The sequence below is a fragment of the Rhizobium sp. SSA_523 genome (genome assembly GCF_030435705.1).
In the GTDB taxonomy this organism is placed as follows: domain Bacteria; phylum Pseudomonadota; class Alphaproteobacteria; order Rhizobiales; family Rhizobiaceae; genus Neorhizobium.
In genome coordinates, this window is sequence record NZ_CP129381.1 from 1,389,431 (window position 1) to 1,411,927 (window position 22,497).

Here is a 22,497-nt window from a genome sequence, read left to right on the forward strand (position 1 = left end):
AAGCATGCGATGGAGATCGGTATGTCACAGGCCGGGCTGGAGAGACGCAGGGTTCTTGCTGCAGGTGGTGCGCTCACAATTGTCGGCCTTGCCGGATTGTCGCTGCCTGCGCGGGCGGCTGCGCTTGCGGCGACGCCTTCAATGCGCGGCGGCTCCAATAATTACATTCCGGGAGCGCCGGTCGTTGAGAAGATAGGTGGCGGCGGCTTCTGGATGTCAGGCACAGTCCGCCGGGCCGGCGATGGGGCTCCGCTTGCCGGCCAGCGAATCCAGATCTGGGCCCATACCACCGAAGGAAGCGAACGCGACATGCGCAGTCACGGCGCCACGCTGACGGATGCCAATGGCGTGTTTCGGCTGGAAATGCCACAAATCGTGCCGGCCCTTGGTCAGGCTCATGCCCATCTTGCTTATGACAGCGGCGAGTTCGACACCGTCTTTCTCCGCCCATTGCTGCCCAGCCCGAAAGCGACAAGCCTGGAAGCCCATTTCGTCCTGCAGGCCGTGTGACCCGAGCATATGGCAAGCGCCCGCGCTTTCCTGATCTGGACCGCCATCGGTCTTGCCGTCGTCCTGCCATTGATCCTGGCCGCCTCCAGTGAATATCTCGCCTGGCGCGATCCCATTTACGTCGTTGCCGGCTTTGCGGGCATTCTGGCACTTTGCATCACGCCCCTGCAGCCGCTCCTGGTGCGCGCCTGGCCGCCCGGACTGCGCTTGCCGGCCGGGCGCCGCCTTCACCGCGCCATGGGCACCTTGCTCGTTGCAGCCGTGGTCGTCCATGTGGCCGGTCTCTGGGTCACAAGCCCACCGGACGTAATCGACGCGCTTCTGTTGCGCTCACCCACCCCGTTTTCGCTTTGGGGCGTCAGTGCCATGTGGGCGGTCTTTACGGCCGCTATCCTGGCCGGCTTCCGGCGGCGCCTGTCGCCGAAGGCGTGGCGGATCAGCCATATGGGCCTGGTTGCAATCGTCGTGGTGGGAGGCGCCGTTCACGCGCTGCTGATCGAAGGGACGATGGAGCCGGTTTCCAAGATTGCCCTTTGCGCCCTCGCCATCTGCATGGCGCTGGCCGGTTTTATTGCGCCCTGGCTGCGGGCAGGACGCCGGACCACGAAATAGGTCTTGCGCATTCTTGCCAGAGCCGGCACCTGTCCATTGACGTCAAGGCGGCGAGGCCGCCCGGCCCCGCCTCTGATTTACCAGTTCGTGATAGACCCGTCCCGACGCTTGAGATGCGGCGCTTCCCAGAATTCGAATTCCTGCCGGGCCAACAGCTCTTCGTTCACCTCTATGCCCAGGCCCGGTGCATCGGAGACAGGATAGAAGGCGCCTTCCAGTCTCGGCTGAACCGGGAAGAAGTCCGAATTGTCGAAACCGAGATGGGTCTCCGCCGGGCTGCTGCGGGTTTCGAGCCACGAGAAGTTGGGGACCGCGGCACAAAAATGAACCGTCGCCGCCGTACAGACCGGACCGAGCGGATTGTGCGGCATCATGTCGACGTAATGCGTCTCGCTCCAGGCCGCCACTTTCATCGATTCCGTCAGACCGCCGACATTGCAGACATCCACACGATTGAACTGGTGGATGTCACGCTCGATGAAAGGCTGGAACTGCCATTTGGAGGCAAACTCCTCGCCGATTGCGAAGGGAATATCCGTCATCCGCCGCAAGGCCTCATAGGCTCCCGGCGTCTCGTCGCGGATCGGCTCCTCCAGGAAGTCCAGGGTGCCCTTCGGCATCTTCTGGCAGAAGCTTGCCGCTTCCGCCACGGTCAGGCGATGGTGGTAGTCGATGCCGAGAACGACGGTGTCGCCCAGTTCCTCACGCGCCTTGACGAGCCATTTGGCGGTGGTGGCGATATGCTCCCGCGGCTCGTAAATTTCCTTTTCCTCATGGCCGGCCGGCGAGAGCCGCATGGCCGTCCAGCCGTGTTCGACGAGCATCTTGGCCTGTTCGATCATGGCCGGACCGGGGGCTGCAAAGGTGGTCGCGAAGGTCGGTATGCGGTCACGTTGCTTGCCGCCAAGCAGTTCGTAGACCGGAACACCAAGCGCCTTCCCCTTGATATCGTGGAGGGCGATGTCGATTGCCGAGATCGCGGCCTGCAACACGCGGCCGCCCTCGAAATACTGGCTGCGATACATTTCCTGCCACAGCGCACCGATGCGAAAGGGATCCCGTCCCTTCAGGAATTGCGCATAGTGTTCGAGGGCTCCGGCGACCGCCTTTTCGCGACCGGACAGGCCGCTTTCCCCCCAGCCGAAAATGCCCTCATCTGTTTCGACCTTGACCAGCAGCTGGTTTCGAATGCCGACCTTGACCGCGTAGGTCCGGATTGCGGTGATCTTCATCGTCTGTCTCCTGCGCCTACCAATGCCAAAGCGTGCCGTCTTCGAGACGGTTCACCGGCAGGTAAGCCCGCTGGTATGGATATTTCGCAGCCAGGTCTTCGTCGATATCGACGCCATGGCCGATGGCATCACCCGGATGCAGATAGCCATCCTTCAGGCTCCATGCGCCTGGGAAGACGTCCAGGATCTGAGGCAGGTAGCCTGAATATTCCTGGATGCCGAAATTCGGAACCCACAGGTCCAGATGCAGGTTTGCGCCGAGGCAGATCGGCGACATGTCCATGGCACCATGGCAGGCGGTGCGGACATTGTAGACGGAAGCGAAATCCATGATCCGGCGCAGCGCGGTCACGCCGCCCGCATGCACGCAGGTCGTGCGGATGTAGTCGATCAGCTGTTCTTCCATCAAAAGCCGGGCATCCCAGATGGTGTTGAACACCTCGCCCACGGCCAGCGGCGTCGTGGTGTGCTTGCGGATCAGCCGGAAGCCTTCCTGGTGCTCTGCCGCCACCGTGTCCTCCAGCCAGAAGAGGCGGGCAAATTCCAGATCCTTGCCGAGCCGGGCCGCCTCGATCGGCGTCAGCCGATGGTGAGCGTCATGCAGCAGTTCGACATCCCAACCATGCGTTTCGCGCACCGCCTCGAAAAGCTTCGGCACGTGACGCAGATATTTGGAGGTGGACCAGACTTCCTCATGCGGAACGGCATCGTCCTGGGCATTGTTGGTCACGGACTTGACGCCCGTGCCATATACGTCCGGCAGGCCGGGAATGCCCACCTGGACCCGCACCGCCTTGTAGCCCTCGTCGATCCGTTTGCCGACGGCATCCACTGCTTCGGCGATATCGGTTCCCTGCGCATGGGTGTAGCAGAGCACCTTTTCGCGGCTGGCGCCGCCGAGAAGCTGGTAGAGCGGCATATTGGCGGCCTTCGCCTTGATATCCCACAGAGCCATGTCGATTCCGGCAATCGCAGCCATCGTCACCGGTCCGCGACGCCAATAGGCTCCCCTGTAGAAATACTGCCAGATATCCTCGATCCGGCTGGGATCGCGGCCGATCAACAGCGGCGCCAGGTGATCCTGCAGATAGGCGACCACGGCGAGCTCGCGCCCGTTCAACGTCGCATCGCCCACCCCGGTCAGGCCTTCATCCGTGACGATCTTGACGGTTACGAAGTTGCGTCCGGGAGAGCAGACGATGACTTTCACATCGGTAATTTTCATGGCTTATCCATTCACTGAAACTGTTGGCGCGACATAGCGGAAGCGGTTCTGGATCCGACGGTCGCGCGGATCCGGGTTTGGAATGGCCGACAGCAGGGCGCGGGTGTAATCATGCGCCGGCCGGGTGACGACCTGATCGGTTTCACCGGCCTCCACGAGGCGGCCGCGATACATCACGGCGACCCGATCGCACATGTAGCGGATGACCGACATATCGTGAGAGATGAACACATAGGAGAGACCAAGCTCGTCCTGCAGCTTCATCATCAGATCCAGCACCTGCGAGCGCAATGACACATCGAGCGCGGAGGTCGCTTCGTCGGCAATGATGAGCCGGGGCTTGAGGGCAATGGCACGCGCAATGCCGATCCGCTGGCGTTGACCGCCCGAAAAGGCATGCGGATAGCGCTCACGCCAGGCAGGCTCCAGACCGACCTGCTGCATCAGTTCTGCCACCCGGTCGTCGAGCTCCGGCCCCCGCATGCCGGCAAGCTTCAGGGGTTCGGCGATGATCTGGCCAACGGTCTTGCGCGGGCTGAGCGAGCCGACCGGATCTTGAAAGATCATCCGCACTTCACGGCGAAGCGCCTTGAGCTGCGCCTTGTCGGCGGTTCGCAGGTCGACCACGCTGCCGTCGGCCCGCCGGTAGTTGATCTCGCCCATTTGCGGATCGTAGATGCGAAGCAGGCAGCGGCCCATCGTCGTCTTGCCGGAGCCGCTTTCGCCGACAATGCCCAGGGTCTCACCGGCTTTCACCGTGAAGGAGACATCATCCACTGCCTTCAGCCCGGAAGGAAAGGTCAGAGACATGTTGCGGACGTCGAGCAGAAGCGGGGCATCGGGCGAGACTTCCGCCCGCTTCAGGCGGATTTCGGCCTTGCGCTCCAGCCTGACGACAGAGCCGATCAGTCGCTTGGTATAATCGTCCTTCGGCGCATGGAAGACGTCGTCCACCGGGCCGTGCTCCATCACCTTGCCGCGATACATCACCAGCACTTCATCGGCGATTTCCGCCACCACGCCCATATCATGGGTGATGAACAGGACCGCCATGCCGTGGCTCTCCTGAAGCCGTTTGATCAGGGCAAGAACTTCCGCCTGCGTGGTGACATCCAGCGCCGTTGTCGGCTCGTCGGCGATGAGGATCTGCGGATTGCAGGCAAGCGCCATCGCAATCATAACCCTCTGGCGCATGCCGCCCGAAAATTCGAATGTGTAGCGGTCAATGGCGGTTTCCGGCCGCGGGATTTCGACCTGCCGCAACAGTTCGAGCACTCGCTCTCGGCGCTCGGCCTTCGGCGTGCCGAAATGGATCCGCAAGGCTTCGCCGATCTGCTCGCCGATCCGGTGGACCGGCGAAAGCGAACTCATCGGCTCCTGAAAGATCATCGCGATCTCGCGACCGCGCACGCTGCGGATCGCCTCGCCGCGCGGATCGAGCCTGGCCAGATCGGTCTGGCTGCCATCCTCGCGGGTGAGGAGAATGGAGCCACCCTCGATTCTGCCCGGCTTGTCGACGATCTGGAGGATTGATCGCGCCGTCACCGATTTGCCCGAGCCGCTTTCGCCGACCACGCACAGGGTCTTTCCGCGCTTGAGCTCGAAGGACACGCCGTCGACCGCCTTGAAGGTCCCGGTTCGGGTCTTGAAATAGGTTCTCAGATCCTCGACCTTGAGAATGGTGTCGTTGATCATGCTCATCAGACGGACTCGTATGGATCGGCGGCGTCGCGCAGTCCGTCGCCGAGGAAATTGAGGGAAAGAACGGCGATGACGATGGCGGCGGCCGGCGTGAACAGCAGCCACGGCGCCTGGGCCACAGCCCGGATGTTCTGCGCCTCCTGCAGCAGCACGCCCCAGGAAATGATCGGCGGCTGCAACCCGATGCCAAGGAAGGAAAGGGCTGTTTCAGCAAGGATCATGGTCGGGATGGCCAGGGTCACCGTGGCGATGATGTGGCTCATGAAGGATGGCACGAGATGGTGGAAGATGATCCCGATTTCGCTCATGCCGTCGAGCCGTGCAGCGGTGACGAAATCCTCGTCGCGCAGGGACAGGAACTTGCCGCGCACCTCTCGTGCAAGGCTGGTCCAGCCGAGCAGCGAGACGATCAGGGTGATGACGAAATAGGTCCTGAGCGGCGGCCAGCCGACCGGTATGGCGGCCGCCAGTCCCATCCACAAGGGGATGGTCGGGATGGAGCGCAGCAGTTCGATGATACGCTGGATCACCATATCGACCCAGCCGCCGAAAAAGCCCGATATGCCGCCGATGGCAACGCCCAGAACAAGGCTCATCAGCACGCCGACAAGGCCGATGGAGAGCGAGATGCGCGCGCCGTGGACGACACGCGAGAAGATATCGCGACCGAGCCGGTCCGCCCCCATGACATAGAGACTGTCACCCGGCTTCGCGTTGACGAGACCGAATAGCTTCGTCTCCATCGGAATGAACCCCAGCATGCTGTAGGGTGCTGATGGAACCAGGAAGCCGACGGCCAGAGGTTTTGCCGGATCCGGCTCGAACTCGCGCCGCATGCTTTCCGTATTGAGCGTCATCTTCAACTGATCGACATGCGGCATGAAGCTGCCGTCATGGATCAGCGAAAGCCCCTGCGGCGGTGCATAGGTAAAGCGGGCATTGGTGGCATTCGGATCCATCGGCGCGATGAAATCGGCAAAGGCCGCGATGAGATACATCAGCGCGATGACGACAAGGCTTGCCAGCGCGATCTTGTGCTTCTTGAACTTCAGCCAGAACAGCCGCCACTGGCCGGCCACTGCGATGTTCTTGTTCCGCAGGTCGAGTTCGGCCTCCGTCTCGGGGGGAAGATGGGTGATGTCGGTCATGTCAGTCTAATCCGCGGATCGGTCATGGCCAGCAGGATGTCGGAAATCAGCGTGCCGATGATGGTGAGGACGGAAATCAGGAGGATCAGCGAGCCGGCGAGATACATGTCCTGCGCCAGGAGTGCCCGCAGCAGCAGCGGCCCGGTGGTGGGAAGGCTCATCACGACCGACACGATGATCTCGCCGGAAATCACCGCGGGCAGGATCCAGCCCAGCGTCGAGATCAGCGGATTGAGCGCCAGGCGGACCGGATAGCGGATAAGAAGTTCGAATTCGGACATGCCCTTGGCGCGGGCGGTGGTGACATAGGGCTTGGACAGCTCGTCCAGCAGATTGGCGCGCATGATCCGGACCAGCGCTGCAAGCGATCCGAGCCCGATGACGATGACCGGCAGCCAGACGTGGTTCGCCAGATCGAGGAGCTTGCCGAAACTCCAGCCGGCATCGACATATTGCGGCGAGAACAGCCCTCCGACGCTCTGCCCGAAATAGACGGACATCACGTACATCGCCGACAGCGCCATCAGGAAATCCGGCACCGCCAGGAAGAAGAAAGCGAGGAAAGTGACGGTATAATCGGTGATCGAGTACTGGCGCACCGCCGAAAGGATGCCGATCGGTATGGCGACCGCCCAGACGAAGCAGAGGGTCAGTAGCGACAGCATCAGCGAGAAGTCAAGCCGGCTCCAGATGAGTTCGGTGACCGGCTTGCCGAGTTCGAAGGAGATGCCGAAATCGCCATGCAGCAGGATGCCTGCCATCCACTTGTAATATTGGAAATAGATCGGCTGATCGAGCCCGTAGCGCTCGCGCATGGCGGCGACGGTTCCGGCCTCGACCGCTCCGCCCTGGCTCGCCCAGTCCGCCATCAGCGTCGTCAGGTAATCGCCCGGCGGCAGCTGGATGATGATGAAGGCGATGATCGAGACGGCAAACAGTGTCGGAATGGCGAACACCAGCCGCTTGGCGATATAGCGAAGCATGTCAATGACCGTTGATTTTCACGGGAAGAGCCGGGCCGGAAGTCGTTTGCTGCCGGCCCGGCATGCGGATTACCGGGCTTTGTCGAAGTACCACTGCGACAAAGTGGGCGCCGGATGCCAGAGGTTGCCGGTGATCGGGATGCCGTCGACGACGTTCTTCAGATCCTTCGACACCATCATATATTTCGGCATGGGCCGCGAGATGCCGATATTGAGGAAATTCTCAGCCGAGAGGCTCAGAAACTCCTTCATCTTCGCCTTGCGATCGTCATCGGTAACCGCGGCATTCACCTTGTCATAGGCTGCCATGAGAGCCTTGATGTTTTCCGGCGGCTCCTCGCCCGTGGCGGGGTTGGCATACCATTCGGCCCAGCGCACGGCAAAGAAGATATCCGCCTTCTGGAACGGCATGTAGCAGCGCGGGTCCGTGTAAACCTCCGACAGACCGCCGACGCAATTCCAGATATAGGCATCCTGTTCGTTGGCGCTCCACATGGTGTTCAGGCGGGCACGATCGGTGGTGCGGATCTGGATGTCGATGCCGACGTCCCGGGCATATTGCTGCACCATCTGCATCACGTCCGGGTAGGACAGGCCGAAGACATCAGCCACCATGAAGTTGATGGTGAAGCGCTTGCCGGTCTCGTCGAGACGGAAGCCTTCGCCGTCCTTGTTCGGCATCAGCTTGTCGAGCTCGGCATTTGCTGCGGCCGGATCATACTCGGTATATTGCGTCGCTTCCTTCTCGTTGAACAGCTCGTGTTCCGGCTGGACGGCCACCTGCGCCGGGGCACCCTGACCCACATAGACGAGATCGATGATTTCCTGCCGGTTGATCGCTTTGCTGAGCGCGATGCGGAAGTCCTTGTTCTGGAAGACCTTGCGCTTTACCGGATCATTGGAGTTGAGGTTGAGCAGGATGACGGCATCATTGGCCGGCAGGTCCTTCACATCGACGAAGCGGTAATTGCCGGTTTCCTGACCATCGAACAGGACGGATTTGAAGGTCGAATTGTTGATGTGGCGGAAGGCGAAATCAAATTCGCCCGACGTCATTTTCAACGCCATCAGCTGCGGGTCGTCGAGCTTTGCCCAGGTGATGTTGTCGATGTAGGGCAGCTGGTTCCCGGCCGAATCCACCTTCCAGTAGAAGGGATTGCGCTTGGCGGCAACCCGCTCTCCGTCAGCATAGGGAACCGTGAGGATCCAGGGATTGAGGGTCGGAAGGTCGAGATTCTGCCAGTAGGCGGGCTGGAAGGTCAGCGAGATCTTCGAGTTGAACAGCGAAACCCAGTCGCTGACGGCCGGATTGGCCTTCAGCAGCGCCGGAATGCCGTCCTTGTTATACTTCTCGTGGAACTGGCTGAGATAATGCTTCGGGTAGATGACCGGCAGGTGGCCCTGGCCATAAGCGAGCTGTTGCAGAAACAGGCCATAGGGCGCATCGAACTTGAACTCCACCGTCTGCTCGTCGACCTTGCGCACCTTGACGGGCTTTCCGGCGACGGTGAAGGTCGGGCTCTTGGCCGGCGTCAAGGCCGGGTTCATGAACACGTCCTCATACCAGAACATGATGTCGTCCACGGTAATGGGCTGGCCATCGCTCCACCGCAGCCCCTTGCGCAGGGTGAAGGTATAGGTGGTGGCATCATCGGAGGCGGTGAAGCTTTCCGCCAGCGACGGCTCCACCTTGCTCCATTTGGGGTCCCAGCGGACCAGAAGTTCGTTTGCGATGGTGCGCGTGAGGTTGTACTGGTCGCCATTCGCCAGGATCGTCGTTCGCAAGGTCCCGCCATAGGTCCCGACGCCGTCGATCATGGTCTCGACAAAGGGCTTTTCGGGAAGGCGCGCCGCGACATCGGGAAGAGCGCCTGACGTCACCTGCTCCTGCAGGGTCGGGGACTGGTTGAATGTCTGTGCGAATGCGGTGCCGATCAGGCCCTGCATGATGATTCCCGCCAATCCCGTCGACAGCACGAGACCGCGCAACTTGCGCTGATAGTTCATGGAAGCTCCTCCACCTTGTCCAAGGCGCCCTCTCCTCAGGCGCTCCAAAGGCTCGACCGCATTTGGATGTATTCAACGTCCACAATCGTACATTATTTGTCAATCCCCGTGTGCTAATTTGTGATTTCTGCACTTGGCACGGCGAGCGAAATCCGGCTAAATCTATGCCATGACCACAGCAGCTCTTTCACACCAGCCCGCAGTTCCGCAAAGCGAAAGCGCCTCGGCGTCGATCTATGAACGCATTCGCGACGACATCATCCAGGGCAGGCTCACGGCCAATGCCCGGCTGAAGGTTTCCGAACTGGCCGACCGGATGAACACCTCCACGAATCCGGTGCGCGAGGCGCTGCAGCAATTGCGCGGCGAGGGCTTCGTGGTGATGGAGCCCAATCGCGGCGCCCGGGTGAGACCCATCGACGAAACTTTCGTCCGGGATATTTTCGAGATCGAAGTGCTGATCGAACCGGCGCTGACCCGGTGGTTTGTCGGCCTGGCGACGAAGGCGGATCTCGAGGCCCTGGAGGATGTGCAGGCGCAGATCGAGGCTCTGAACTTCGCCGACTGGCAGAAACATTCGCAGCTGGACCTGACATTCCACAGGCTGATGTATGACCGTCACTACAACCGTCATGCCGTCGATCTCTGGTGGCGCCACAGGGAAATCCTGTCGGCCATCAGCCGTAACTTCCAGACCTCGCTCAGCCGTCAGAGCAGCATCCTCAAGGAGCATCGAGAGCTCATTGCCTGCATCGCCCGACAGGATGCCGATGGCGCGGCTCGGATGATCGCGCAGCATGTCGAGGGGTCGGGCCGGCACATCATCGAGCATATGCGCCTGGTTCGACGCTAGTCGATCTCTTCGGCCGCTTGCCTTTTCCCCTCTCTTCTCTCCGCTTCCCAGGTGCCACCGCATCTCATCATGGCAAGATGGCGCCGCCGTAGCGCAGCGCCTGGACGGTCGAGTTCCCTGCTTTGGCGGCTCGGATTGCCGCCAGCCCTCAGATCAGGCGGTGATAGGCGCCGTTCTGATAGACCAAAGAGCGCCCGCCGGTCAGGCGCACGGCCTGGACGGCACCGGTCACGATGACATGGCTGTACCGTTCGATGGCCTCTTCAACCACGCAGTCGATCCCGGCAACGGCATCTTCCAACAGGGCTACGCTCGTGGAGAGCGATGTCCATTCATAACCATCATACCGCTCCTGCCCCTGTAACCCGCCAATGCCGGCAAACTGGTTGGCAAGCCCTTCATGGCCGGCACCGAGGATATTGACACCGAAGGCGCCGGACTGCTGCAGAACCGTCCAGGTCGATGATGTGCGGTTGAGGGAGACCAGCATGCGCGGCGGATCGATGGAGAGCGCCGTCGCCGAGGTTACCGTAGCGCCCGTTCTGCTCTGGCCCTCTCCCACCGTAACGACACTGACGCCGCCGGCAAGACCGCGCAATGCGGCCTTCAGGCTCGCCGCATCGGCGGGGCGAACATCTGCCACGGGACGCGCAGTCTCGGCGTCAAACGCCTGGGAGGGATGTTGTTTCGTCATTGTCGTTCATCCTCGTGGCATCGTGCTTGCTCGTCTGTCGATCCCCCGTCGGTCCGGCAAATCGAGGCGAGCATCGTCCCAGTGCGAGTTCAGGTGGCCACCCGGATGCCGATCCACGGGCGATCGGCTCGTCGTTCCTCAAGCTGTTTGGGTGGTCAGGATCAGGACGAGAATGAAGAGGAAGGATGTGGCGAAGGCCACGACCGCAAGGGTGTCATGCAGCCTGTTTGCCCCGTCTGGCGTGAGAAGACGCGCAGAGCGCGGTTCCTTGTCGATTGGCTGATCCATGACTTCATCTCCTTACAGAATGGGAAAGGCGGTGAGGCCCCAGTGGCTTACCTCTTCCTCCTCGGTCCGCCGCAAGGCATCGGTGCCGGTTTCGGAAAGGTTTGCCGTTCCGTCACGTCCCTCATCAGGCTTTGGCATACCGGCAAGGGCGCGCGGCTTGCGCAGGAACGCAAACAGATCGAAGACCAGTCCATCGAATACGTGGGGCATGATCAATCTCCCGGCTTCTGTTCGAATGCCCTGCAGTGTCGCGCCTCTTGCCGTGATCGTCAATAATGTCTACAAGTCTGGTATACTATATCGGGTCGTGACAGGGGAATGTTTGCCTCCTGCACAGACCCGTTGTGAAAAACCCGTCCGCGCGCCCCGCCCTCCCCTTAAAATCTGTCCGAAGCGGGTGCCGCAGAGAGGCGGTCTGGCGGACAAGCCGCCGGAACCAATCACGCAGACGATCATTTGTCTGCCTCAACGCCTTTGGAGGTATGGATGACTGGCAAGCTTCCGGAACTGGTGGAGGGCCATGCGCCTTTCACGCTGCAGCAGACATTCGGCGAGGCTGTGGAGTCCTACGAAACACTGGCCACCCGGTGCCTCGGAGCCGCTCGTAACGCATGGGGGCGGGGAATTTCGGATCTCGGAGGTCTTCGAGGCTCTTCGGGAGTGTAATGATATCCTGCCGCAAACCCTGCTGGTTCTCCTGAAGGATCATCTTACCAAGCCGCTGAATCACGAGGGTTCGGTGGAAGAAATCCCGTTTTCGACCGCCGCGCGGGTGATGAGCGTGCTGGTCCGGCGCCGCCTGCACACCGGACCTTGAGCGTCCAAATCTGACGCACCGGATCTTACGCGGCGGGCCGTCTGATCTGGACTCGACCGCCGGCGGTCGGGTTGGCGGCCGCAGAGTCATCTGCGCAGAAGCGGCAGAAGCTTCTGTCCCTGCCGGGCGATTTCCTGGAGATATGGCGTGTCCGACAGGATGAAGTGACTGATCCCGAGATCGCGGTATTTTCTGAGCGAGGCCGCCACGTCTTCGACTGAGCCGACGAGCCAGGTGGTTCCAGCCCCGCCGCCACCAAACCGGCCAGGCGCGGTGTAGAGATTGTCGTCGAGAACATCGCCGCGCTCTGCCAGATCGAGAAGCCGCTGCTGACCGACGGCAACCGGGCCGCGGTGATCCTGCCAGTTGCCGCCGGCGCCCTTGGCCATTTGCTCAACCTTCGCCTCGGCATCCGCCCAGGCCGCGTCCCGCGTCTCCCGGACCACGGTGGTGATCCGAAGCCCGAATTCGAGTGGCGGCAGGTCCCGGTCGAGCGTTGTGCACAACGTCTTCAGCCGGTCGATGCGTTCCGCCAGGCCTGCCAGCGGTTCACCCCAGAAGAGCTGCACGTCGGCCTCGGTGGCCGCGACCCGCTCTGCCGCATCCGAGGCTCCGCCGAAATAGAGTTTGGGATGCGGGCGCCCGTCCCTTGCCTGGATGCGCGGCTCGACCGTGGAGTTCTTCACCTGAAAATGCTCTCCCTCGAAGGTGACAGCCTCTTCGGTCCAGAGGCGCCGCACGAGACGCATGAACTCCCGGGTCCGGCCATAGCGTTGCGCCTGATCCTGCTCGACATCGCCATAGGCTGCGAGATCGTCCTGGCCGGATACGATGTTGACGCGCACGCGGCCGCCACTCAGCCGGTCGAGACTGGCTGCGGCCGATGCGAAATGCGCCGGACGCCAGTAGCCGGGCCGGATCGCGATCAGCGGCTCGAAAGTCTTCGTACGGGCCGCGAACGCCGTGGCGATCGTGAAGGTATCCGGCCGTCCCCAGCCGGTTCCAACGAGTGCGCCCTGCCAGCCATTCTGTTCCAGTGCCTCTGCCTGCGCCGTCAGACTGTCCAGGCCGCCCAGATCGGCCGTGGAGGTATCGCCGCGATGCCCTCCCCTGGCAACATTCGGAATGTACCAGAGGTAGCTCGATGATGCCGTCATGAGTGAATTCCCTGCATGAGTCGAAAAGTGGAACTAGCGTTGCATTCCCCAGCGGCGCACCGTGACCGTCTCCACCAGCCTGAAGAGGATGCCCTCGACGAGCAGGCCGATGATGATCACCATGGCGAGCCCGGCAAACACCTTGTCGGTGAAGAGCTCGTTCCGGTTGCGAAAGATGAACCAGCCCAGACCACCGCTGGAGGAGCTGACGCCGAAGACGAGTTCGGCGGCGATCAAGGTGCGCCAGGCAAAGGCCCAGGCGATCTTCAGGCCGTAGAGAATGGATGGAAGAGCCGCAGGAATGAGGATGCGCAACACGAAAGCAGGTCCGCGCAGGCCGTAATTGCGCCCGACCAGACGCTGCGTTTCTGGCACGCTGTCAAAACCGCTCAGTGTCGCCAGCGCGAAGGGCCAGAGCACGGCATGGACGAGGACCACCAGAAGGCTCGTTTCTCCAAGCCCGAACCACAGCATGGCGACCGGCAGAAGCGCGATCGCCGGAAGCGGATTGAACATGGAGATCAAGGTCTGCAGCAACTCGCGCACGAACCGGCTGGCCATGGCGAGCGACACGAAGACGAAGGCGCCGGCAATGGCGATGACATAGCCCTTGATCAGCACCGCAAGCGAGGTCCAGGACGCCGACAGGAGGTTTTCGCGCATCAGCGCCTCGGTGAAGGCTCGGGCGGTTTCCAGAAAGCTCGGGAAGAGGATCGGCTGGGCGCTGAACCGGGCGGCCATCTCCCAGCCGACGGCAAGAAGAGCCAGAACAAGCGCCTTGCGGAGCAGCGCCGAGCCACGGATCTTTGCCAGCCACTCCATGGGATGGCGTGCGGTCGCGGGCTCGCTTTTGCTGAAGGCCTCAGCCATGAACGACCTCCTGATCCACGGACTGGCGGGAAAAAAGAATGTCATGCACCTCCCGGCTCAGCGCCTCGAGACGCCGGCTGCCAATGTCGGCATAGTCGAAATCCCGTGTCGACAGGCTGGTGATCGTGCGGCCCGGATGTGGGCTCAGAAGATGTAGCCGCGTGCCGATGAGGATGGCCTCATCGATCGAATGCGTGACGAAGAGCAGGGTAAAACCAATCTCCTCCGCCAGATCGAGGAGGTCGCGCTGCAACTGGGCGCGCGTCAACGCATCCAGCGCCGCGAAGGGCTCATCCATCAGAAGAACATCCGCATCTGTCACCAGCGCCCGGGCGATTGCGGCACGCTGTTTCATGCCGCCCGAGAGCGTATGCGGAAAACTGTCGAGAGCCCTGGCCAGTCCCACTTTCATCAAGGCCGCTTCTGCGCGCTCGCGTAGCTCCGCTCTTGACAGCCTGCCGGAAAGCCGGAGGGGAAACTCCACATTCTGCCGCACGGTCTTCCACGGCAGCAACTGATCGAACTCCTGGAACACCACGATCCGGTCCGGTCCCGGTCCCTTGACCGCTTCGCCCCGCAGGTGGATGGCGCCGGAAGCCGGCTTCAGGAAGCCGGCAACCGCTTTCAAGATAGAAGACTTGCCGCAACCGGACGGGCCGAGCAGAACGAGGCGTTCGCCCACGGCCACCCGAAACGACACGTCCTCGACAGCGCGCACCACACCGGCGCCCACCGGGTAATCGAGCGTCAAATGGTCGACCTCGAAGATCGCCGGCGGCAAAGGATCCCGTGCCAGCATGATCAGCTACCGCTCTCGGCGTGCAACGGCTCGAACGTGTAATCCTTCCAGCTCTCCGCCTTCCGCTTGAGGGCATCGGTTCTGTAGAGAAAATCGGCAAAGGCAAAGGATTTTGCGGGAATGATGGTGAACTTGCTGTCCGGGCTCTCGATGAGAGACTGCACGAAGGCGGGCTCGAGCTTGGATTTTTCCACCCGGATATAGGTGTCTGCCGCAGCCTTCTTGTTGGCCTCGATCCAGGCACTGGCTTCCTTCACCGCTTCGAAAAAGGCCTGGAAGGTCTTCGGATTCTCCGCTTGCCATTTCGTCGTGGCATAGAGATAGGTCGGCGTCACCGCACCGCCCAGAATGTCATAGGAGGAGAAGATCTTGTGAACCTTGGGGTCTTTCAGGGCCTGTTCCTGGAAGGGTGAATTGGAAAGATGCGCCGTGATTTCCGTCGACCCTGACAGCAGCGCCGCAGTGGCATCTGGATGAGCGAGCGTCACCATATTGGTGTCGAGCTTGTTCTGGTTGCCGGCCCCGAACTCCTTCTCGGCCGCCATCTGCAGGATGCGTGCCTGAACGGAAACGCCGACGGCAGGCAGGGCGATCTTGTCGGTCGCCTTGAAATCCTTCAGCGTCTTGATGTCGGGATTGTTGGTCACGAGGTAGTTCGGCTGGTTGGCCAGCCCCGCAACGATCTTCACCGACCCCTGCGTGCGATCCCAGAGCGTGAGAAACGGACCGATTCCGGCAGCCGCAATATCGATGGAGCCGGATAACAGTGCCGCATTGATGGCGTCGCCGCCGGAGAGCTGCGCCCATTCCACCTTCACATCATCGAGACCAAGGGCCTTGGCATGCTTTTCGATGAGCTTCTGATCCCGGATGACATGCAGCGGCAGATAGATGGTGCCGAACTGCTGCGAAAGGCGGATGAGGCCTTCGGCCTGAGCGGCAAAGGCTGGAAACAGGGCCGCGGCCGCAAGGGCGGAAGCGGCAAAAAGGCGCGATATTCGGGTCATCATGGCGTCCTTTGACAAGAGAAAAGTGGGGAAAAGGATCAGCCGGCAGCGTCTGCCTGAGGCGGGCTACCGGTTCGTCCGGCTGAAAATTCGTTGGCTATTCCGTCACCCACCGGGACGCCCCTGCCGGGATCGATGCCAAGGAGCGGAAACAGAAGCTCCGCCACACGATAGGCCTCTTCCAGATGCGGGTAGCCGGAGCCGATGATCGTATCGATGCCGAGCGCCTGGTAGTCGGCAAGCCGGTCCGCGATCTGGCGGGGCGTGCCGACAAGCGCCGTTCCCACCCCCGTCCGAACTAGCCCGACGCCCGCCCAAAGGTTCGGGGCGATGCGCAACCGGTCGCGCCGCCCGCCATGCAAGGCGGCCTGCCGCTTCTGGCCGACCGAATCCATCTCCGACTGAAACCGTTTCCAGCTGCGTTCGATCTGTTCGTCGGAAATATGGGAGATAAGGCGCTCGGCCGCCCGCCAGGCATCATCCTCGTCCTCGCGCACGATGAAGTGGATGCGCATGCCGAAGCGAACGGTGCGCCCAGCCTGCTTCGCCCTTGCGCGGACGGACTCGATCTTGTCGCGAACGGCCTCGAGCGGTTCACCCCAGGTCAGATACATATCGGTCGCCTTGACCGCCAGATCCTGCCCCGCCTCCGATGAACCGCCGAAATAGAGCGGCGGGTGCGGCAAATGCACTGGCGGAAAATCGCAGCGCGCACCCTTGAGGCTATAATGACGGCCATCGAAATCGACCGTCTCCCCCGCGAGCAGCCGCTTCCAGATCTGCAGGAATTCGGCCGCCTGCTCGTATCTCTGGTCATGCGAGAGGAAGATCCCGTCGCCCGCCAGTTCAACGGGATTTCCCCCGACGACGACGTTGAGCAGAAGGCGCCCTCGGCTCAGCCGGTCCAGCGCGGCCGTCTGCCGTGCGGCGAAGGTCGGCGAGGTGACGCCGGGCCGCAGTGCCACCAGATATTTCAGCCGCTCCGTAACGGCAGCCAGACCACTGGCGGTAATCCAGGAATCCTCGCAGGTCTGGCCGGTTGGCAGAAGCACCCCTTCGAAACCCAATGAATCGACGGCCGTCGCCACCTGCTTGAAGTAACCGAATTCCGGGGCACGGCTCAGATGCTCGGTCCCCAGATAGGATCCGTCACCGTGGGTCGGAATGAACCAGAAGAAATGCAGGGATTGGGTCGGGCTCATCGGTTTGGCTTTCTCTCCGTATATGAGAGAAAGCCTAGAGACCTATCAGTCTATAAAAAAGGTATATTATTCTCGATCCGGGGCGCGCTTACCATGGATCGACCAATCCACCCCGGGCAGGCGAACAATCTGTCTCCCTGTCGATGGCGTCAGCAGGCGAGGCCGATAGCACGACGATGACTGCTATCGGCTTTGCGTCCATTCCGGCAACCAGTCGCAATGGGCCAGCAGCAGGTCATCCACCAGCGACCAGATCTGGTTCAGATCGAGTTCGGCGGCGGTATGCGGATCCATCATGGCGGCATGATAGATGTGCTCGCGGTTTTCGCTCATCAGCGCCCGGACCGTCAGTTCCTGAACGTTGATATTGGTGCGTATCAACGCCGTCAGTTGCGGTGGCAGGGCGCCGATGACGGTGGGCTGAATGCCATTGTGATCCACAAGGCACGGCACTTCGGCGGCGCAATCGGCCGGCAGCGAGGTGATGGAGCCATTATTGCGCTGATTGCCGTAAATGACGCAGGGCTCGCCGGTCCAGACCGAGTTGATGATCGAGGAGGCATATTCCTTCGACGCTCTGACGTCGATGCGGTCTGCCGAGCGGTAGGCTACTGCCTCGGTCTTCCAGCGCTCGATCTGCTCGATGCAGCGCCTGGGATATTCATCCAGCGGGATGCCGAATGTCTCGATGAGGTCCTCGCGCCCCTGCTTGATGAAGTAGGGCGTGTATTCGGCGAAATGCTCCGAGCTTTCGGTGACGAAATAGCCGAGCCGGGTCAGCATCTCGTAGCGGACCTTGTTGGGACAGCGCGGATTCCAGCCGGGCTTCGGCGCACGTCCGTCCCGATACGCGCGCAAGAGATCGGGATAGAGGTTGCGATAGCTGCCATCTGCCTGGCGATGTTCGAATTCCAGGAAGAAGGCCATATGATTGATGCCAGCGGAACGGTAGCGGATCTCCTCGTAGGGAATATCAAGGTCATGCGCGAGCTCCATTGCCGTTCCCTGCACCGAATGGCAAAGCCCGACCTGCCGGATCGCCGGATATTTCTCCGCGATCGCCCAGGTGTTGATCGCCATCGGGTTCACATATTGCAGCAGGATGGCCTTCGGGCAGACAGCCAACATGTCCTCGCAGACCTGCCAGAGATGCGGGACGGTGCGAAGACCGCGCATGATGCCGCCGACCCCCAGTGTGTCGGCGATCGTCTGGCGCAGACCGTAACGCTTCGGAATCTCGAAGTCGGTGACGGTGCAGGGCTGATAGCCGCCGATCTGGAAGGCGACGACGACGAAATCGGCATCCTGCAGCGCCCGCCGCTGATCGGTATGGGTCTCCGCCTTCGCCTCGACGCCGAGCGTTTCAATCAGCTTGTTGACGACAAGAGCGCTTTCTTCCAATCGCTGCGGATCGATATCCATCAGCGCGATGGTGGCTCCGGACAATGCCGGCCTTTGCAGAACATCGCCGACGATGTTCTTCATGAACACCGTGGAACCGGCGCCGATGAAGGTAATTCTCGGTTGGTTGGCCATGCCGTTCCTCCTGTCATCACTCAATGTCGAAGGCAGCCGTCACCAGCCGCCGCGTATAATCCGTCTGCGGGTTGGAAAGCACCTCGTTCACCGAGCCCTCCTCCACGATCCGGCCATGCTGCATGACGATGATGCGGTGGCATAGCGCCCGCACCACCTTGAGATCGTGGGAAATGAACAGATAGCTGAGGCCGCGCTCATCCTGCAGCCGGCGCAGGAGGTCTATGATCTGCGCCTGGACGGAGAGATCGAGCGCTGAGGTCGGCTCATCGAGAAGGATGAATTCCGGCTCCAGCGCCAGGGCGCGCGCGATCGCGATCCGCTGCCGCTGGCCGCCGGAAAATTCATGCGGAAAGCGTGACAGGATGTCGACGGGCATGCCGGCGGCATCGAGTGCGTCCCGCACAAGCTCCACCCGCTCCCTTCGGGTTTTGCCGATGGCATTGACGACAAGGCCCTCCTCGATGATCTGACCGATCGTCATGCGGGGGTTGAGCGAGGCGAAAGGATCCTGAAAGACGATCTGCATGCGGGAGCGCAAGGGCCGCATTGCCTTGCGGGTGCGGCCGTCGACGCGCTCCCCGTCGAATTCGATCTCGGCCGAGACCGGCTCGTTAAGCCTTAGCAGCGACTGGCCAAAGGTCGTCTTGCCGGAGCCGGATTCGCCGACGATGCCCAAAGTCTCGTGGCGCCGCAGCGTGAGGCCGAGATCATCCACCGCCACGAGTTCGCGCAGGTCCGGCTTGAAGAAGCCGCCATGCCGCATCATGAAGGACACTTTCACCTTGCGGGCCGTCAAAAGCGGCGGGGCGCCTTCGGGCAGCGGCGAGGCCCGGCCATGCGGTTCGGAGCCCAGCAGCTTTTTCGTATAAGGATGGCGCGGATAGGCGAAGATCTCCGCAACCGTATTATGTTCGCGCATCTCGCCATGCTGCATCACATAGACATAATCCGAGAATTTGCGGACGATGGTCAGGTCATGGGTGATCAGCACCACGGCCATGCCGCGCGCCTGCTGCAGGTCGCGGATCAGGTTGAGGATCTGCGCCTGCACCGTCACATCGAGCGCCGTGGTCGGCTCATCGGCGATCAACACATCCGGATCGTTCGAGAGCGCCATGGCAATCATCACGCGCTGCCGCTGCCCGCCCGAAAGCTGATGCGGATACTGATTGAGCCGGGCTTCCGGCTCGGCGATCTGCACCTGCCGCAACAGGTCGAGCGCGCGGGCCTCTGCCGCGGCCTTGCTGATGCGGGAATGCACCCGGATCGCCTCGACGATCTGTCTGCCGATCGTGTAGAGCGGATTGAGCGAACTCATCGGCTCCTGGAAGATCATCGAAATGCGATTGCCGCGCAGCGCCCGGCGGGCGCGGGGCGAGAACTGCAGGATATTCTGGCCGTCAAAGGCAATCTGCGCGGAGGGCGCCACTGTGGCCCGCTTGGTCAGAAGTCCCATCACCGTGCGCGCGGTCACCGATTTTCCGGAGCCGGATTCTCCGACAATGGCGATCGTCTCGCCCCGATAGAGTTGGAAGGAGACATCCTTCACGGCCTGGACGGTTCTATGCTCGACCGTGAAGGTCACCGCGACGTGGCGCGCATCCAGGATCGGTGTTCCGGCTCTGGCTGCATGGTCGAAGCGCATGGGAGGCGCAAATGTGTTCGGTCGAGCAAGCGTCATCTGCGGGTCCTCCTCAATAGGGATCGACGGCATCGCGCAGTCCGTCGCCCAGCGCATTGAAGGCGAAGACGGCAACCAGCACGAAAGCGACGGGAGAGAGGATCCAGGGATAGGAGCCGATCACCGAATAGGTCGCGGTGTCCTGCAGCATCAGACCCCAGGACATCAGTGGCGGCTTGACCGCAAATCCCAGGAAACCCAGAAAGGATTCCAGCAGAATGACGGTCGGGATATACAGGCTGACCGCCACGATCACATGGCTCAGCACATTGGGCAGGATATGCTGGAAGATGATGCGCCAGTCGCTTGCTCCCACCGCAATGGCTGCCCGCACATAGTCGATACGCGCGAGAGCCAGCGTCTTGCCGCGCACCTCGCGTGACATCTGCGCCCAGCCCAGCGCCGACATGACAACGACCACGAACGTGAGGAACACATGTGTGGGTGCGGTTACCGGGATCAGCGATGTGAGCGCCAGATAGAGCGGCAGTTGCGGGAAGGCCAGGACGATATCTACGAAACGCTGGATCCAGGCATCCGCAACACCGCCGAAATAGCCGGAGATCAGCCCGACACTGGTGCCGATGGCCGTGACGATGGCAACGACGCTGAGGGCAATGGCGAGCGAAATACGAGAACCGTGGATGGCGCGGGAGAGGACGTCGCGACCGAATTTGTCCGTACCCAGCAGATGCACCGGCTGGCCATCCATCGTGCCGAAGAAATGGCGGTCAGCGGGAATGAGACCGAACAGCCGGTAGGGAGCGCCCTTCACGAAAAAGCCAAGCAAGCGCGGATGATCGAGATCCGGTCCGACAATCGGCTGGAACGTCACCGGGTCCAGATTGCCGGTCTCCGCGCTGGCATAGACGCGGGGCCGCAGGCTCAGAACGCCATCCTTGTCGCGAAAGCGGATCACCTGCGGCGGCGAAAAGCTCTCCTGCGTTTCCAACGGGTCCATCGGCGCAAAGAACTCGGCGAATACCGCCATGATCACCAGGATGGCAACCAGGACCAGACCCATCATGCCGGTGAAGGAGCGGCGAAAACGGCGCCAGACAAGCGCGCTGTAGCTTTCGTTGCGATGGACAGGGCGCCGTGTCTCGGCGGGACGAACAGTCGTGTTCGTGTCGGTTTCGTTCATGGCCAGCACCTCACGCCCTCCCGAATTGACGGACCCGCGGATCCAGCAGTGCCAGCAGCATGTCGGCAATGATATTGCCGACCACCAGGGTTGTCGCCAGCACCATCATGAAGGTCGCCGTGACATAGACATCCCCGACCGCCATGGAGCCGACGATCGCGGGACCCACGGTCGGCAGGGCAAAGATAATGGCGGTTTCGATTTCGCCGCTCAGCATATAGGGCAGCACCACACCCTGATACATCACGAGCGGGTGCAGCGCGTTCGGCACGGCATGGCGCAGGATCACGGCACCTTCCGAGAGCCCCTTTGCCCGCGCCGTTTCGACATATTGCGCGTTCAGCGTGTCGAGCAGATTGCCGCGCATTACCCGCATATTATAGGCAAGGCCGCCGAAGACGGCGATGGCAACCACCGGCCAGACATGCTGGACAAGGTCCACGAGCTTGCCAATGGACCAGGGCGCCCCGCCGTAATGCGGCGAGAAAAAGCTGCCGATCTCCGAGACATCGAAGTGGAACACCATGAGATAGACCAACACCAGCGCCATGAGAAAGCGGGGAATGGTCATGCCGAGAAAGGACACGGCAGAGAGAAGATTGTCGATCCAGGAATATTGGCGGGTGGCCGCCCATATGCCGAAGGTGATGCCCAGTAGCGAGGCCAGGATGTGGCAGACAAGCGCCAGCGCCAAGGTACGCGGCAACCTTTCGCCCACCACCTCTGCCACCGGCTTGTTGTAGTAGAAACTGTAGCCGAAATCGCCGCGCGTCACGATGCCGGTGATCCAGCGGAGATACTGCATGGGGATGGGTTGATCGAGCCCGTGCTCCACCCGGTAGGCCTTTGCCTGCGCTTCCGCCTGCTCGAAGGAGGCACCGCCCTGGTTCATCAGCTGCGAGCGGATGTGATCCGCGTAATCGCCCGGCGGCGCCTGGATGATAGCGAAGGTGACGACGCTCAGGATCAGTAGCACCGGCACGGCCGAAGCGATCCGCGTCAGGAGAAATCTCAGCATGTCGTCCTCA

Annotated in this window: 23 protein-coding genes; 5 read left to right on the top strand and 18 right to left on the bottom strand. The window is 61.7% G+C overall.

Annotated features, from left to right (window positions below; translation table 11 throughout):
* Positions 1–21: 21 nt before the first annotated feature.
* Both QTJ18_RS07555 and QTJ18_RS07560 read left to right on the top strand, forming a co-directional pair.
* The gene (locus tag QTJ18_RS07555; protein ID WP_252754062.1) at positions 22–510 is read left to right on the top strand and encodes a peptidase associated/transthyretin-like domain-containing protein; all 489 of its coding nucleotides are present in this window, start codon (positions 22–24) and stop codon (positions 508–510) included.
* A gap of 9 nt (positions 511–519) precedes the next feature.
* Entirely contained in the window at positions 520–1,122 is a 603-nt protein-coding gene (locus QTJ18_RS07560) for a ferric reductase-like transmembrane domain-containing protein (protein ID WP_252754061.1), read from the top strand.
* A gap of 77 nt (positions 1,123–1,199) precedes the next feature.
* Here QTJ18_RS07560 and QTJ18_RS07565 read toward each other — a convergent pair whose 3' ends face one another.
* The 6 genes from QTJ18_RS07565 to QTJ18_RS07590 all read right to left on the bottom strand — a co-directional run bounded on the left by QTJ18_RS07565 (position 1,200) and on the right by QTJ18_RS07590 (position 9,418).
* Positions 1,200–2,354 (bottom strand): mandelate racemase/muconate lactonizing enzyme family protein, encoded by a 1,155-nt coding sequence (locus QTJ18_RS07565; protein WP_252754060.1) that lies wholly within the window; start codon positions 2,352–2,354, stop codon positions 1,200–1,202.
* A 16-nt stretch (positions 2,355–2,370) separates the two neighbouring features.
* Positions 2,371–3,579: a D-mannonate dehydratase ManD gene (manD, locus tag QTJ18_RS07570; RefSeq protein WP_252754059.1), complete on the bottom strand. Its 1,209-nt coding sequence runs from the start codon at positions 3,577–3,579 to the stop codon at positions 2,371–2,373.
* Between the two features lie 3 nt (positions 3,580–3,582).
* Positions 3,583–5,280 (bottom strand): ABC transporter ATP-binding protein, encoded by a 1,698-nt coding sequence (locus tag QTJ18_RS07575; RefSeq protein WP_252754058.1) that lies wholly within the window; start codon positions 5,278–5,280, stop codon positions 3,583–3,585.
* The gene (locus QTJ18_RS07580) at positions 5,280–6,428 is read right to left on the bottom strand and encodes an ABC transporter permease (protein WP_252754057.1); all 1,149 of its coding nucleotides are present in this window, start codon (positions 6,426–6,428) and stop codon (positions 5,280–5,282) included. The genes QTJ18_RS07575 and QTJ18_RS07580 overlap by 1 nt, the downstream gene beginning before the upstream one ends.
* Positions 6,425–7,411 (bottom strand): ABC transporter permease, encoded by a 987-nt coding sequence (locus QTJ18_RS07585; RefSeq protein ID WP_252754056.1) that lies wholly within the window; start codon positions 7,409–7,411, stop codon positions 6,425–6,427. The genes QTJ18_RS07580 and QTJ18_RS07585 overlap by 4 nt, the downstream gene beginning before the upstream one ends.
* 69 nt (positions 7,412–7,480) lie before the next feature.
* On the bottom strand, positions 7,481–9,418 hold the full coding sequence (locus QTJ18_RS07590; protein WP_252754055.1) for an ABC transporter substrate-binding protein: 1,938 nt from the start codon (positions 9,416–9,418) through the stop codon (positions 7,481–7,483).
* A 169-nt stretch (positions 9,419–9,587) separates the two neighbouring features.
* Between QTJ18_RS07590 and QTJ18_RS07595 the strand changes: the two genes are divergently transcribed.
* A complete protein-coding gene (locus QTJ18_RS07595) occupies positions 9,588–10,271 on the top strand; it encodes a GntR family transcriptional regulator (RefSeq protein WP_252754054.1) in 684 nt (227 codons plus the stop codon).
* A gap of 148 nt (positions 10,272–10,419) precedes the next feature.
* Here QTJ18_RS07595 and QTJ18_RS07600 read toward each other — a convergent pair whose 3' ends face one another.
* The 3 genes from QTJ18_RS07600 to QTJ18_RS07610 form a co-directional block, all read right to left on the bottom strand.
* Positions 10,420–10,965 (bottom strand): flavin reductase family protein, encoded by a 546-nt coding sequence (locus QTJ18_RS07600; RefSeq protein ID WP_252754053.1) that lies wholly within the window; start codon positions 10,963–10,965, stop codon positions 10,420–10,422.
* Between the two features lie 138 nt (positions 10,966–11,103).
* A complete protein-coding gene (locus QTJ18_RS07605; protein ID WP_252754052.1) occupies positions 11,104–11,253 on the bottom strand; it encodes a hypothetical protein in 150 nt (49 codons plus the stop codon).
* Between the two features lie 12 nt (positions 11,254–11,265).
* Positions 11,266–11,463 (bottom strand): hypothetical protein, encoded by a 198-nt coding sequence (locus tag QTJ18_RS07610; protein ID WP_252754051.1) that lies wholly within the window; start codon positions 11,461–11,463, stop codon positions 11,266–11,268.
* Between the two features lie 276 nt (positions 11,464–11,739).
* Between QTJ18_RS07610 and QTJ18_RS07615 the strand changes: the two genes are divergently transcribed.
* Positions 11,740–11,919 (top strand): hypothetical protein, encoded by a 180-nt coding sequence (locus QTJ18_RS07615; protein ID WP_252754050.1) that lies wholly within the window; start codon positions 11,740–11,742, stop codon positions 11,917–11,919.
* Entirely contained in the window at positions 11,885–12,070 is a 186-nt protein-coding gene (locus QTJ18_RS25575; protein WP_489667245.1) for a hypothetical protein, read from the top strand. The genes QTJ18_RS07615 and QTJ18_RS25575 overlap by 35 nt, the downstream gene beginning before the upstream one ends.
* A gap of 86 nt (positions 12,071–12,156) precedes the next feature.
* Here QTJ18_RS25575 and QTJ18_RS07620 read toward each other — a convergent pair whose 3' ends face one another.
* The 9 genes from QTJ18_RS07620 to QTJ18_RS07660 form a co-directional block, all read right to left on the bottom strand.
* A complete protein-coding gene (locus QTJ18_RS07620) occupies positions 12,157–13,227 on the bottom strand; it encodes an LLM class flavin-dependent oxidoreductase (RefSeq protein WP_252754049.1) in 1,071 nt (356 codons plus the stop codon).
* 33 nt (positions 13,228–13,260) lie between these two features.
* Positions 13,261–14,049, bottom strand: coding sequence for an ABC transporter permease (locus QTJ18_RS07625; RefSeq protein WP_301557782.1), 789 nt, complete (start codon positions 14,047–14,049; stop codon positions 13,261–13,263).
* Positions 14,050–14,089: 40 nt separating this feature from the next.
* Positions 14,090–14,896 carry an ABC transporter ATP-binding protein gene (locus QTJ18_RS07630; protein ID WP_252754047.1) on the bottom strand — a complete coding sequence of 269 codons (807 nt, stop codon included), beginning with the start codon at positions 14,894–14,896 and terminating at the stop codon, positions 14,090–14,092.
* Between the two features lie 2 nt (positions 14,897–14,898).
* Positions 14,899–15,903: an ABC transporter substrate-binding protein gene (locus QTJ18_RS07635; RefSeq protein WP_252754220.1), complete on the bottom strand. Its 1,005-nt coding sequence runs from the start codon at positions 15,901–15,903 to the stop codon at positions 14,899–14,901.
* 38 nt (positions 15,904–15,941) lie between these two features.
* Entirely contained in the window at positions 15,942–17,105 is a 1,164-nt protein-coding gene (gene ssuD, locus QTJ18_RS07640) for an FMNH2-dependent alkanesulfonate monooxygenase (protein ID WP_252754046.1), read from the bottom strand.
* A gap of 183 nt (positions 17,106–17,288) precedes the next feature.
* Entirely contained in the window at positions 17,289–18,641 is a 1,353-nt protein-coding gene (locus QTJ18_RS07645; RefSeq protein ID WP_252754045.1) for an alpha-glucosidase/alpha-galactosidase, read from the bottom strand.
* Positions 18,642–18,657: 16 nt separating this feature from the next.
* Positions 18,658–20,325: an ABC transporter ATP-binding protein gene (locus tag QTJ18_RS07650; protein WP_252754044.1), complete on the bottom strand. Its 1,668-nt coding sequence runs from the start codon at positions 20,323–20,325 to the stop codon at positions 18,658–18,660.
* A 13-nt stretch (positions 20,326–20,338) separates the two neighbouring features.
* A complete protein-coding gene (locus tag QTJ18_RS07655; RefSeq protein WP_252754043.1) occupies positions 20,339–21,469 on the bottom strand; it encodes an ABC transporter permease in 1,131 nt (376 codons plus the stop codon).
* Positions 21,470–21,479: 10 nt separating this feature from the next.
* Positions 21,480–22,487: an ABC transporter permease gene (locus tag QTJ18_RS07660; RefSeq protein ID WP_252754042.1), complete on the bottom strand. Its 1,008-nt coding sequence runs from the start codon at positions 22,485–22,487 to the stop codon at positions 21,480–21,482.
* Positions 22,488–22,497 lie beyond the last annotated feature (10 nt).